Origin of the sequence: Pseudomonas sp. LAMO17WK12:I10 (genome assembly GCF_900215185.1) — a bacterium.
In the GTDB taxonomy this organism is placed as follows: Bacteria; Pseudomonadota; Gammaproteobacteria; order Pseudomonadales; family Pseudomonadaceae; genus Aquipseudomonas; species Aquipseudomonas chlororaphis.
The window spans coordinates 34,956-47,967 of record NZ_OBDX01000032.1; the positions used below are offsets into that span (position 1 = coordinate 34,956).

General features: G+C 65.1%; 13 protein-coding genes. 10 read left to right on the top strand and 3 right to left on the bottom strand.

All coding sequences use genetic code 11. The features are described from left to right. Positions 1-95: 95 nt before the first annotated feature. The 5 genes from CRO75_RS26910 to CRO75_RS26930 all read left to right on the top strand — a co-directional run bounded on the left by CRO75_RS26910 (position 96) and on the right by CRO75_RS26930 (position 5,452). A complete protein-coding gene (locus CRO75_RS26910) occupies positions 96-1,451 on the top strand; it encodes a pitrilysin family protein (RefSeq protein WP_007921220.1) in 1,356 nt (451 codons plus the stop codon). Beyond that, positions 1,444-2,934, top strand: a complete 1,491-nt coding sequence (locus CRO75_RS26915) for a pitrilysin family protein (RefSeq protein WP_097139326.1) — start codon at positions 1,444-1,446, stop codon at positions 2,932-2,934. Before CRO75_RS26910 ends, CRO75_RS26915 begins: the two co-directional genes overlap by 8 nt. Next, on the top strand, positions 2,934-3,554 hold the full coding sequence (rsmD, locus tag CRO75_RS26920; RefSeq protein ID WP_009046042.1) for a 16S rRNA (guanine(966)-N(2))-methyltransferase RsmD: 621 nt from the start codon (positions 2,934-2,936) through the stop codon (positions 3,552-3,554). The genes CRO75_RS26915 and rsmD overlap by 1 nt, the downstream gene beginning before the upstream one ends. A gap of 63 nt (positions 3,555-3,617) precedes the next feature. Beyond that, positions 3,618-4,622, top strand: coding sequence for a hydrolase (locus CRO75_RS26925; protein ID WP_097139327.1), 1,005 nt, complete (start codon positions 3,618-3,620; stop codon positions 4,620-4,622). After that, positions 4,619-5,452, top strand: coding sequence for an AraC family transcriptional regulator (locus CRO75_RS26930; protein ID WP_053262997.1), 834 nt, complete (start codon positions 4,619-4,621; stop codon positions 5,450-5,452). The genes CRO75_RS26925 and CRO75_RS26930 overlap by 4 nt, the downstream gene beginning before the upstream one ends. 130 nt (positions 5,453-5,582) lie before the next feature. Here CRO75_RS26930 and CRO75_RS26935 read toward each other — a convergent pair whose 3' ends face one another. Both CRO75_RS26935 and CRO75_RS26940 read right to left on the bottom strand, forming a co-directional pair. Next, the gene (locus CRO75_RS26935) at positions 5,583-6,437 is read right to left on the bottom strand and encodes a sulfurtransferase (protein WP_097139329.1); all 855 of its coding nucleotides are present in this window, start codon (positions 6,435-6,437) and stop codon (positions 5,583-5,585) included. 39 nt (positions 6,438-6,476) lie between these two features. After that, positions 6,477-7,148, bottom strand: a complete 672-nt coding sequence (locus CRO75_RS26940) for a TetR/AcrR family transcriptional regulator (protein ID WP_009046046.1) — start codon at positions 7,146-7,148, stop codon at positions 6,477-6,479. A gap of 144 nt (positions 7,149-7,292) precedes the next feature. Here CRO75_RS26940 and CRO75_RS26945 point away from each other — a divergent pair, with 144 nt between their 5' ends. The 5 genes from CRO75_RS26945 (at position 7,293) to CRO75_RS26965 (ending at position 12,052) form a co-directional block, all read left to right on the top strand. After that, a complete protein-coding gene (locus CRO75_RS26945; RefSeq protein WP_097139332.1) occupies positions 7,293-8,723 on the top strand; it encodes a coniferyl aldehyde dehydrogenase in 1,431 nt (476 codons plus the stop codon). A gap of 27 nt (positions 8,724-8,750) precedes the next feature. Next, on the top strand, positions 8,751-9,296 hold the full coding sequence (locus tag CRO75_RS26950; RefSeq protein WP_097139333.1) for a twin-arginine translocation pathway signal protein: 546 nt from the start codon (positions 8,751-8,753) through the stop codon (positions 9,294-9,296). A 156-nt stretch (positions 9,297-9,452) separates the two neighbouring features. Then, complete coding sequence (locus CRO75_RS26955; RefSeq protein ID WP_097139335.1) at positions 9,453-11,048, top strand: GMC family oxidoreductase; 1,596 nt, start codon at positions 9,453-9,455, stop codon at positions 11,046-11,048. 115 nt (positions 11,049-11,163) lie between these two features. After that, complete coding sequence (coaD, locus tag CRO75_RS26960) at positions 11,164-11,643, top strand: pantetheine-phosphate adenylyltransferase (protein ID WP_003229157.1); 480 nt, start codon at positions 11,164-11,166, stop codon at positions 11,641-11,643. Between the two features lie 157 nt (positions 11,644-11,800). Continuing rightward, positions 11,801-12,052, top strand: coding sequence for a YfhL family 4Fe-4S dicluster ferredoxin (locus CRO75_RS26965; protein WP_007921257.1), 252 nt, complete (start codon positions 11,801-11,803; stop codon positions 12,050-12,052). Positions 12,053-12,180: 128 nt separating this feature from the next. Here CRO75_RS26965 and mutM read toward each other — a convergent pair whose 3' ends face one another. Beyond that, a complete protein-coding gene (gene mutM / locus CRO75_RS26970; RefSeq protein WP_097139337.1) occupies positions 12,181-12,993 on the bottom strand; it encodes a bifunctional DNA-formamidopyrimidine glycosylase/DNA-(apurinic or apyrimidinic site) lyase in 813 nt (270 codons plus the stop codon). Between the last annotated feature and the right edge of the window lie 19 nt (positions 12,994-13,012).

Genomic DNA, 13,012 nt, shown 5'->3' on the forward strand with positions numbered 1-13,012 from the left:
AGGCGTGGCCGCCAGTAAAACGGATCAGTATCCTAGCATCTCCTCGCCCGCCGACGCTAAGACCAAGCGGGCAGTCCAACAGGTTTAAAAAACGAATGAATGCTCTAGCCCGCCGCGCCGCAGGCCTGCTGCTCAGTACGGTTTGTCTGCCCCTTTCAGCCTTGGCTGCCGATCCACAACCCACCCACGAATTCACCCTCGACAACGGCCTCAAGGTCGTGGTCCGCGAAGACCATCGGGCTCCGGTCGTGGTCTCCCAGGTCTGGTACAAAGTCGGCTCCAGCTACGAAACCCCAGGCCAGACCGGTTTGTCCCACGCCCTGGAACACATGATGTTCAAAGGCAGCGAAAAGGTCGGCCCCGGCGAAGCCTCGCTGATCCTGCGCGACCTGGGCGCCGAAGAGAACGCCTTCACCAGCGACGATTTCACCGCCTATTACCAGGTGCTGGCTCGTGACCGCCTGGGCGTGGCCTTCGAGCTGGAAGCCGATCGCATGGCCAGCCTGCGCCTGCCGCCCGACGAGTTCAGCCGCGAAATCGAAGTGATCAAGGAAGAGCGCCGCCTGCGCACCGACGACAAGCCGATGTCCAAGGCCTTCGAGCGCTTCAAGGCGATGGCCTACCCGGCCAGCGGCTACCACACACCGACCATCGGCTGGATGGCCGACCTCAACCGGATGAAGGTCGAGGAACTGCGCCACTGGTATGAATCCTGGTACGTGCCGAACAACGCCACCCTGGTGGTGGTCGGCGACGTGACCCCGGACGAAGTCAAAACCCTGGCCCAACGTTATTTCGGCGCCATTCCCAAGCGCGCCGTGCCCGCGGCGAAGATTCCCCTGGAACTGGCCGAGCCCGGCGAGCGGCAGATCACCCTGCGGGTGAAGACCCAGCTGCCGAGCGTGATGCTGGCCTTCAACGTGCCGAGCATCGCCACCGCCGAAGACAAGCATTCGGTGCATGCCCTGCGCCTGATCGCCGCGCTGCTCGACGGCGGCTACAGCGCCCGCATCCCGACGCGCCTGGAGCGCGGCGAAGAGCTGGTGTCCGGCGGCTCGTCGAGCTTCGACGCCTACACCCGCGGCGACAGCCTATTCCTGCTTTCGGCCATGCCCAACAGCCAGAAGAAGAAAACCATCGCCCAGGCCGAAGCCGGACTGTGGCGCCTGCTCGAAGAGCTGAAAACCACCCCGCCGACCGCCGAAGAACTGGAACGCGTGCGCGCCCAGGTGATCGCCGGCCTGGTCTACGAACGTGACTCCATCACCAGCCAGGCCACCGCCATCGGCCAGCTGGAGACCGTCGGCCTGTCCTGGAAACTCATGGACACCGAACTCGCCGAACTGCAAAGCGTGACCCCTGAAGACATCCAGAAGGCCGCTCGTACCTATTTCACCCGCGAACGCCTGAGCGTTGCCCACGTATTGCCTGAGGAGTCCGCTCATGAGTAAGCGCAAAAGCGCCAGCCCGGTCCTGCTCGGCCTGGCACTCGTGGCCCTGATCGCCGCCGCCGGCCTGTATCTGCTGCGCGCGGCCCCATCCGACGCCAGCCAGGCGCTGGACAAGGCCAAGAGCAGCCAAAAGCTGCAATCCCTGGCCGAGCTCGACGGCAAGGCCCCAAGCCACCGCAGCCTCGACATCAAGACCTGGAGCACCGCCGAAGGCGCCAAGGTGCTGTTCGTCGAAGCCCATGAGCTGCCGATGTTCGACATGCGCCTGACCTTCGCCGCCGGCAGCAGCCAGGATGGCGACGCGCCGGGCCTGGCGATGCTGACCAACGCCATGCTCAACGAAGGCGTGGCCGGCAAGGATGTCGGCGCGATCGCCGAAGGTTTCGAGGGCCTGGGTGCCGATTTCGGCAATGGTGCCTACAAGGACATGGCCATCGCGTCCCTGCGCAGCCTCAGCGCGCCGGACAAACGCACGCCGGCCCTGCAGCTGTTCGCCGATGTCGTCGGCAAGCCGACCTTCCCGGCCGACTCCCTGGCGCGCATCAAGAACCAGATGCTCGCCGGCTTCGAGTACCAGAAGCAGAACCCCGGCAAGCTGGCGAGCCTGGAACTGATGAAGCGCCTGTACGGCAGCCATCCGTATGCCCATTCCAGCGATGGCACCGCGCAGAGCGTGCCGCCGATCAGCCTGGCCCAACTGCGGGCGTTCCACGCCAAGGCCTATGCCGCCGGCAACGTGGTGATCGCATTGGTGGGCGACCTGTCGCGCAGCGATGCCGAGGCGATTGCCGCGCAGATCTCCGCCGCCCTGCCCAAAGGCCCGGCGCTGGCGAAAATCCCGCAACCGAGCGAGCCACAGGCCAGCATCGGCCATATCGAATATCCCTCCAGCCAGACCAGCCTGCTGCTGGCGCAACTGGGCATCGATCGTGACGATCCGGACTACGCCGCGTTGTCCCTGGGCAACCAGATCCTTGGCGGTGGTGGTTTTGGCACCCGGCTGATGAGTGAAGTGCGCGAGAAGCGCGGCCTGACCTACGGCGTCTATTCCGGCTTCAGCCCGATGCAGGCCCGTGGCCCGTTCATGATCAACCTGCAGACCCGTGCCGAAATGAGCGAGGGTACCCTCAAGCTGGTGCAGGACGTGCTCGCCGACTACCTCAAGACTGGCCCGACCCAGAAGGAACTCGACGACGCCAAGCGCGAACTGGCCGGCAGCTTCCCGCTGTCCACCGCCAGCAACGCCGACATCGTCGGCCAACTGGGCGCCATCGGCTTCTACAACCTGCCGCTGAGCTATCTTGAAGACTTCATGCAGCAGTCCCAGAGCCTGACCGTGGAGCAGGTCCGGGACGTACTGAACAAGCACCTGAGCGCCGACAAGATAGTCATCGTCACCGCCGGCCCGACCGTGCCGCAAAAGCCGCTGCCGGCCCCTACTGACAAACCCACCGAGCAGCCGCTCGGGGTTCCGGAGCACTAATGGCCAGCCCATCGCGTCCCAGCAAGAAACCCGTCCATAACCAGCACAACGGTGTGGGCCAACTGCGCATCATCGGCGGCGAGTGGCGCAGCCGCCGCCTGAGCTTCCCCGATGTACCGGGCCTGCGCCCGACTCCGGACCGGGTGCGCGAAACCCTGTTCAACTGGCTGGCGCCCTATGTCGCCGGGGCCAAGGTGCTCGACCTGTTCGCCGGCAGCGGCGCGCTGTTTCTCGAAGCCTTGTCCCGTGGCGCCGCCATGGGCCAGGCGCTGGATGCCAGCAACCTGGCCGTGTCGCGCCTGCGCGAACACCTGGGCACCCTGCGCTGCACCGTCGGCCAGGTGCAGACCGCCGACGCCCTGCGTTATCTGGAAACCCAGCCGGCCAGCCGTTTCGACCTGGTGTTCCTCGACCCGCCGTTCCATCAGAACCTGCTGCCGGCCGCCTGTGCCCTGCTGGAAGAACGCGACTGGCTGGCCGACGACGCCTGGGTCTATACCGAAAGTGAAACCGCGCCTTCGACCCTCGGCCTCCCGGCGAACTGGCGCCTGCACCGCGAGCAAAAATCCGGGCAGGTGTACTACGCCTTGTGGCAACGTACGGCAGAGATCGCCGGTTAAACCACTGGCCTGAAAAGGTGCGCAGCCCCGCCGGGGACGCGCACCGCTGCGACGAGAATCACCGTGCCTACTCCGTCAGATCGTTTCATTCCCGCCTTCGGCCTCGGCAACCCGCACCTGCAGACCCTGTGGGGCCCGCTGTGGCGCAAGACCACTCACCTCGAGCGCCAGCGCGAACGCCTGTGGCTCGACGACGGCGACTTTCTCGATCTCGACTGGCACGGCCCGCACTCCGCCACCGCGCCCCTGGTGCTGGTGCTGCACGGCCTGACCGGCTCTTCCAACTCGCCTTACGTGGCCGGCCTGCAAAAGGCCCTGGCGAGCCAGGGCTGGGCCAGCGCGGCGCTGAACTGGCGTGGCTGCTCAGGCGAACCCAACCTGCTGCCTCGCAGTTACCACTCGGGGGCCAGCGAAGACCTGGCCGCCGCCATCGACCACCTGCGCAGCAAACGCCCGCAGGCCCCGCTGTTCGCGGTGGGCTACTCACTGGGCGGCAATGTATTGCTCAAGCACCTGGGGGAAAGCGGCAGCGCCAGCCAGCTGCAAGGCGCCGTCGCGGTGTCGGTGCCGTTTCGCCTGGACCAGTGCGCCGACCGCATCGGCCAGGGGTTTTCCAAGGTCTACCAGGCGCATTTCATGCGCGAGATGCTGGCCTACATCAAGGACAAGCAGCGCCAGTTCCAGCACGACGGGCACCATGAGGGCCTGGCCGTGCTGGAGCGGCTCGGGCCGCTGGAGAAGATGCGCACCTTCTGGGACTTCGACGGCCGGGTCACCGCGCCGCTGAATGGCTTCGCCGATGCCCAGGACTATTACCGGCGCGCCTCCAGCCGTTATTTCCTCGGCGAAATCCGAACGCAAACCCTGATTATCCAGGCCGCAGACGATCCTTTCGTGTTCCCCCACAGCCTGCCGGAAGCCCGCGAGCTGTCCAACACCACCCACTTCGAGCTGCAGGCCAAGGGTGGGCACGTCGGTTTTGTCGAGGGTTCGGTGAAGACTCCGGGTTATTACCTGGAGCGGCGCATTCCCCAGTGGCTGTCCGGCCTGGGGGGCCAGTTGCGATGAACGGCGGCCAGGGCGAGTCGATCCGTTTCTGGCAAACCGCGCCTCTGGCTGGCGTGGAGTTGCTGGCCGCACGTTACATCGAACATCGCTTCGTGCCCCATGTGCATGACGGCTATGTGATCGGCATGATCATGGACGGCGCCCAGCGCTACCGTTATCGCGGCGCCGAGCATCTGGCGGGGCGTGGCACCCTGGTGCTGATCAACCCGGACGAGCTGCACACCGGCCACAAAGGCACCGAGGACGGCTGGCTGTACCGGGCGTTTTATCCGGACAACGCGCAGATCCTCGCCATGCTCGGCGAACTGGAGTTGCCCACCGACAGCCTGCCGGCCTTCGGCGCCACGCTGTATCGCGACCCCGATCTGGTCAGCGGTTTCTGCCAGTTGCATCAACTGCTGGAAAGCCCGGCCACCGCCCTGCAACAACAGACCCTGTGGCGGGAAATGATGCTCTTGCTGCTGCGGCGTCACGCCGGGGTCAAGGCGCCGGGCAAACCCGGGCGGGAACACCGGGCGATCGTCCAGGCCAAGGAGTTGCTGCAAGCGCAGCTGGCAGCCCCGCCCTCCCTGGAGGAACTGGCCGCGGCGGTGAATCTCTCGCCTTTCCATTTCGCCCGGGTGTTCCGCCGCGCCACCGGCATGCCGCCGCACACCTGGCTGATGCAACAGCGCATCGCCCAGGCCCGGGCACTGCTGCGCGACGGCTGCCTGCCGCTGGAAGTGGCGACACAATTGGGGTTCGCCGACCAGAGCCATCTGAGCCGGCAGTTCAAGCAGGTCTACGGCGTGGGGCCGGCGGCCTATCGCAGCGCCCGCCAGTCCCTCTGAACCAACACTCCCTTGTAGAAGCGAGCTTGCTCGCGATCCTCCCTTGCAGACGGCGCGCTATTTCTGGCAGAACACGCCGCCGAAAGGATTTTTTCGCGAGCAAGCTCGCTCCTACAGGAATGGTTTTGGCTCAGTCGCCCGTGGCGACTGCGCGCTGCGGATCGGTGATCCATTCGCTCCAGGAGCCGGCATACAGCCTGCCCAGGGGATAACCGGCCAGGCACAGGGCAAACAGATTGTGACAGGCGGTCACGCCCGAGCCGCAGTACGCCACCAGTTCGCTCGGCGAACGCTCGCCCAGCTTCGCGGCAAAGCGCTTCTTGAGCTGATCGGCCGGCAGAAAACGGCCGTCGCTGTCCAGGTTGTCGGTGAAAGCCGCACATTGCGCGCCGGGGATATGCCCGGCCACCGGGTCGATCGGCTCCACTTCGCCGCGAAAACGCGGCTGGGCGCGGGCGTCGAGCAGGGTCAGGGTCGGCTGGCCGAGGCGCTTTTGCAGTTGCTCGGCACTCAACAGCAGGGATTGGTCGGGCTGGCCAGTGAAGTGGCCGGGGACATTGGCCGGTGGATCCAGGCTCAACGGCAGGCCCGCGGCGTGCCAGGCTTTCAGGCCGCCATCAAGAATGAACACGCCGTCGCGCTTGCCCAGCCAGGCCAGCAGCCACCAGGCACGGGCGGCATAGGCACCGGGGCCGTCGTCGTAAAGCACGATGTCACTGTCGGCGTCGATGCCCCAGGCTTGCAGGCGCGCGATCAGCGTCGCCGGTTCGGGCAACGGATGGCGCCCGGTCACGCCCTTGACTACCCGGCCACTGAGGTCGCGCTCCAGGTCGGCAAAATGCGCGCCGGTCAGATGCCCACTGGCATAACTGCGCTGGCCGTAATCCGGGTCTTCCAGGGCAAAACGACAATCGAGAATCACCAGCCCGGGCTGCTCCAGGCGAGCGGCCAATTGCTGTGGACTGATCAGTTGCGCGATGGGCATGACGGGCTCCAGTAATTGAACGATGACTTGATCCAGATCCTACTGCACTTCTTCCAGGGCTTGCGCCAGGGGCACGTAAAACTCGTCGTATAGCGCGTCGACCGCCTCCCGGGCGTGGTCGGTGACAAATCCGGCTTCCAGCACCAGCACCTGATACACGCCGCGCTTGATGGCTTCTTCGCTCAGGTGCGCGGAGTTTTCCCGGGTGGTGCACAAAAAACGCACCCAGGAGGTAAGGATGATCCAGGCATTGAGGGTCAGGGACTCGATCTGCACCTTGTCCATCCGCAGGATGCCGGCCTCGACGAAACCTTCGTAGATCGCCGTGCCGTGGATCAGGCAGCGCTGGGAGAAGCGCCGATAACGGGCGGCCAGTTCGGCGTCGCTGTCGAGCAGGTGCTCCAGGTCGCGATGCAGGAAGCGATAGCGCCACATGGCGGCCAGCAGCTCCTGCAGGTAATAGCGCTTGTCCTCGACGGTCACGGTACGGCCCTGGGGCAGGCGCAGGAAGCTGTCGACCAGGGCTTCGTACTCGCAGAACAGCACGGCGATGATCGCCTGCTTGTTGGGGAAGTGGTAATACAGGTTGCCCGGCGAAATCTCCATGTGGGCCGCAATGTGATTGGTGCTGACACTGCGTTCGCCCTGCTGGTTGAACAGCTCCAGGCTGTTCTGGACGATACGTTCGCGGGTTTTTATGCGTGGGGCCATGAGCGTGGGCTTTAATCGAGAAGGCGTTGCCCGGCATCTTACGACCTATCCCCAACGGGATAAATCAAAGCCGACCCGGGATGTCATTTGACATTTTAGAGCATAAACTCTAAAAATCTCCCACCCACAAACCCGGAGCCGCCCATGCCTGCCGAAATCGCCTACTTGCCGGAAGCCCACCAGCAGCTGGATGAGCTCCACCGTCTGTTCGCCGCCCAGCGCCAGGCCTTCGCGGCCAACCCCATGCCGCCGGCCGCCCAGCGCCAGCAATGGCTCAAGAGCCTGCGCGAGCTGCTCGACAGCGAACGCCAGGCCCTGATCGATGCCATCAGCGAAGATTTCAGCCATCGCAGCGCCGACGAAACCCTGTTCGCCGAAATCATGCCCAGCCTGCATGGCATCCACTACGCCAGCAAACACCTCAAGGGCTGGATGAAACCTTCGCGGCGCAAGGTCGGCGTGGCCTTCCAGCCGGCCTCGGCCAAGGTCGTCTACCAGCCACTGGGCGTGGTCGGGGTGATCGTGCCGTGGAACTACCCCCTGTACCTGGCCATCGGCCCGCTGGTGGGCGCGCTCGCCGCCGGCAACCGGGTGCTGCTCAAGCTCAGCGAATCGACCCCCGCCACCGGCCTGCTGCTCAAGCGCCTGCTGGCCAAGGCGTTCCCCGAGGACCTGGTCGCCGTGGTGCTGGGCGAAGCCGACGTGGGCGTGGCCTTCTCCCGGCTGCCCTTCGATCACCTGCTGTTCACCGGCGCCACCAGCATCGGCAAGCATGTGATGCGCGCCGCGGCGGAAAACCTGACCCCGGTGACCCTGGAGCTGGGCGGCAAGTCTCCAGCCATCGTGTCCGACGACGTACCGCTCAAGGACGCCGCCGAACGCATCGCCTTCGGCAAGACCATGAACGCCGGCCAGACCTGCGTCGCCCCGGACTACGTGCTGGTCCCGGAACACCGCGTCGGCGCCTTCGTCGACGTCTATCGCCAGGTGGTCCGTGGTTTCTTCCCGACCCTGGTCGACAACCCCGACTACACCGCGATCATCAACCCGCGGCAGCTGGCGCGCCTGAACAGCTACATCAGCGACGCCACCAGCAAGGGCGCGCTGCTGATCCCGCTGTTCGAAGAAAACCAGGAACGGCGCATGGGCCACAGCCTGATGCTGAATGTCAGCGACGACATGACGGTGATGCAGGATGAGATCTTCGGCCCGATCCTGCCGATCGTGCCCTACACCGGCCTGGACCAGGCCTTCGCCTACATCAACCAGCGCCCTCGCCCGCTGGCGCTCTATTACTTCGGCTACGACAAGGCCGAGCAGGACCGGGTACTCAACGAAACCCACTCGGGCGGGGTCTGCCTCAACGACACCCTGCTGCACGTCGCCCAGGACGACATGCCGTTTGGCGGCATCGGCCACTCGGGCATGGGCCATTACCACGGTCACGAGGGTTTCCTGACCTTCAGCAAGGCCAAGGGGGTGCTGAGCAAGCAGCGCCTGAATGCCGCGCGGCTGATCTACCCGCCCTACGGCAAACCGATCCAGAAGCTGATCCAGAAGCTGTTCATCCGTTAACCAGACCATTGCCGGGTAATAACAATAATGACCCCCAGCCTGCCTGCCGCACCCGTACTGTCGCGCCGTGGCCTGTTGAAAATCGGCCTGTGCGCCAGCGCGTTCCTGACCACCGCCGGCCTCGGCGCCAGCCTCAGCGGTTGCTCGTCCAGTACCCCTGCCAACGGCTTTGCCGCATTGCGTAGCAGCGACCTGCCGATTCTGCGGGCGCTGCTTCCGGTCATGCTCGACGGTGCCGTGGCCGCCGAGAAGCTGCCAGCGGCGCTCGACGCCACCCTGAAAAGCCTGGATCACAGCCTCGACCACCTGTCGCCGGAAATGCTCAAGCTCACCCAGCAGCTGTTCGACGTGCTGGGCATGGGCATCACGCGCGGCCCCCTGACCGGCATCTGGGGCCGTTGGGAGAACGCCAGCGCCGACGATATCCGGCACTTCCTCAAGCGCTGGGAAAACAGCTCCCTCAGCCTGCTGCGCATGGGCCACGCGTCCCTGCTGCAACTGGTGATGATGGCCTGGTACAGCCGCCCCGAATCCTGGGCCCATTGCGGTTATCCCGGGCCGCCCAGGATCTGAAGACTGCTCATTCTGTAGCCGCTGCCGAAGGCTGCGATCGGCTCCGCAGGAGACGCGCTCCTAGAGCCCTCGGAAAGTCCTACGGACCTTGTCGCAGCCTTCGGCAGCGGCTACACAAGCACCCAGAAGCCCCAGAACAACAAGAGAGCGCCTGATATGCCCGTACCCGATCTGTTTCGCGAAGGCTTGGCCCGAGGCTGGAAAACCTACAACGGTTCGCAATTGCAGGAGGACCTGACCCTCGAAGCGGATGTCGCCATCATCGGCAGCGGCGCGGGCGGCGGCACCACCGCCGAGATCCTCAGCGCCGCCGGCTACAAGGTGCTGCTGATCGAGGAAGGGCCGCTCAAGACCAGCGACGACTTCAAGATGCTCGAGGACCAGGCCTACGCCAGCCTCTATCAGGAAGGCATCGGCCGCATGAGCAAGGATGGCGCCATCACCATCCTGCAAGGCCGCGCGGTCGGCGGCACCACCCTGATCAACTGGACGTCCAGCTTCCGTACCCCCGAGCCGACCCTGGAGCACTGGGCCAAGGAGCACGACGTCAAGGGCCACAGTCCGGCCGAAATGGCGCCCTGGTTCGAAAGAATGGAGCAACGCCTGGGCGTCACCCCCTGGATCATGCCACCCAACGCCAACAACGACGTGATCAGGATCGGCTGCGAGAAGCTCGGCTACAGCTGGCACGTGATCCCGCGCAACGTGCGCGGCTGCTGGAACCTCGGCTATTGCGGCATGGGCTGCCCGACCAACGCCAAGCAGTCGATGATGGTCACCACCATTCCCGCGACCCTGGAGAAAGGCGGCGAGCTGCTGTACCTGGCCCGCGTCGAGCGCCTGCAAATCAAGGGCGACCAGGTCGAGAGCCTGCTCTGCCTGGCCATGGACGAGCGCTGCGTGGCGCCCACCGGGCACGCCATCAAGGTCAAGGCCCGGCACTACGTGCTGGCCGGTGGCGGGATCAACAGCCCGGCCCTGCTGCTGCGCTCCGACGCGGCCGACCCGCACAAGCGCCTGGGCAAACGTACCTTCCTGCACCTGGTGAACTTTTCCGCCGGGCTGTTCGACCAGGTGATCAACCCGTTCTACGGGGCGCCGCAGTCGATCTACTCCGATCATTTCCAGTGGCTGGACGGTACTACCGGCAAAATGTCCTACAAGCTCGAGGTGCCGCCGCTGCAACCGGCGCTGGCCACCACCCTGCTCGGCGGTTTCGGCCCGCAGAGCGCCCTGAACATGCAGCAGTTGCCCCATACCCACGCCATGCTCGCGCTGCTGCGCGACGGTTTTCACCCGGACAGCAGCGGCGGCAGCGTGGAACTGCGCGGCGACGGCTCGCCGGTGCTCGACTATCAGGTCTCGGACTACGCCTGGGACGGCGTGCGCCGGGCCTTTCACAGCATGGCGCAGATCCAGTTCGCCGGCGGCGCCAAGGCAGTCATGCCGATACACAGCGATGCCCGCTACGTGAAGACCCTGGCCGAGGCCAAGACACTGATCGACGGCCTGAACCTTGCGCTGTACCGCACCCGCCTGGGCAGCGCCCATGTGATGGGCGGTTGCGCCATGGGCGAAGACCCGAAGAACGCCGTCGCCGACAGCCTGGGCCGGCATCACCAGCTGGCCAATCTGTCGATCCACGACGGTTCGCTGTTCCCCACCAGCATCGGCGCCAATCCGCAATTGTCGGTCTACGGCCTGACCGCGCAACTGGCCACGGCCCTGGCCGAACGGCTGAAAAGCGGGTGAAAACGCCGCTTATTTTCGTCGTCTATAGTGCTTTCTTCCGTTACAGGCGACTTGGCCGACCGGAAAGGCTGCGATACCATCCGACTCCCCAACGGACTCCCGCCAGGACGACGCGATGAACCGAGTGTTGTACCCAGGTACCTTCGACCCTATTACCAAGGGCCATGGCGATCTGGTCGAACGCGCCTCGCGCCTGTTCGATCATGTGATCATCGCCGTCGCCGCCAGCCCGAAGAAAAACCCGCTTTTTCCCCTGGAACAGCGTGTGGAACTGGCTCGCGAGGTCACCAAGCATCTGCCGAACGTTGAAGTCGTCGGTTTTTCCACGCTGCTGGCGCATTTCGCCAAGGAGCAGAACGCCAATGTCTTCCTGCGGGGGCTGCGGGCGGTTTCGGACTTCGAATACGAATTCCAGCTGGCCAACATGAACCGCCAACTGGCGCCGGACGTGGAAAGCCTGTTCCTCACGCCGTCGGAGCGTTATTCGTTCATTTCCTCGACCCTGGTCCGGGAAATCGCGGCATTGGGCGGCGACATCAGCAAGTTCGTGCATCCGGCCGTGGCCGACGCCCTGACCCTGCGCTTCAAGAAATAACCCCCGCGGAAGCTGGCGCAGCCCGCGCCAGCTTCCGCGCAGTCGACCTGCAAACGCCCCTCCCATCGCGCCCGCGTGCACTGCGCTCGCCAATGCGGCACAATTGCGCCATTGGTTTTTCAAATGCCTGGGCCCGCCGCCCCGGCCGGAGTGCCCCATGTCCCTGATCATCACCGACGATTGCATCAACTGCGACGTCTGCGAACCCGAGTGCCCGAACGCCGCGATTTCCCAAGGCGAAGAGATCTACGTGATCGACCCGAACCTGTGCACCCAATGCGTCGGCCACTATGACGAGCCGCAATGCCAGCAGGTCTGCCCGGTGGATTGCATCCCGCTGGACGAGGCCCATCCGGAAACCGAAGAAGAGTTGATGGCCAAGTACCGGAAGATCACCGGCAAGGCATAACACAGCCATCGAGACTTGCGACCGTAGCCGCTGCCGAAGGCTGCGATCGGCCGAAACGGCCGCGACGCCAGTAAGATCGCCACAGGTCCTACGGACCTATCGCAGCCTTCGGCAGCGGCTACAGGCGATCAGCTCTGGCATTTAGGGCAATACACGCTCGCGCGCTGCCCCAGCTTGATCTCCCGCAGCCCCGTGCCACAGACCTTGCAGTGCTCCCCGCTGCGCCCGTAGACGAACAGTTCCTGCTGGAAATAGCCCGGCTGCCCGTCGCCGCCGATAAAGTCGCGCAGGGTGGTGCCGCCGCGCTCGATGGCCGCGGCCAGGATGCGCTTGATCTCGATCGCCAGCTTCAGGTAGCGCGCCCGGGAAATCCCCTTGGCTTCGCGACGCGGGTCGATGCCGGCGGCGAACAGCGCTTCGGTCGCATAGATATTGCCCACCCCCACCACCACCGCGTTGTCCATGATGAACGGCTTGACCGCCATCGAACGTCCCCGCGACAGCTGATACAGGCGCTCGCCGTCGAACAGGTCGGTCAGCGGCTCCGGCCCCAGGCGGATCAGCAACTCGTGATTGAGCGGGTCGAGGCTCCAGAGCATCGCGCCAAAGCGCCGCGGGTCGGTGTAGCGCAGGGCCAGACCGGACTCCAGCTCGATGTCGACATGCTCGTGCTTGGCCGCCGGCAAGCCGACCTCCACCAGGCGCAGGTTGCCCGACATGCCCAAGTGACTGATCAGGGTGCCGACTTCGGCATTGATCAGCAGGTACTTGGCGCGGCGCTCGACCTTGACGATCTGCTGGCCGGACAGGCGCACATCGAGGTCCTCCGGAATCGGCCAGCGCAGACGCCGGTCGCGCACGATCACGCGGCTGACGCGCTGCCCTTCCAGGTGCGGCGCGATACCGCGCCGGGTGGTTTCGACTTCCGGTAATTCAGGCATGTTGCGCCTCGTATTCTCT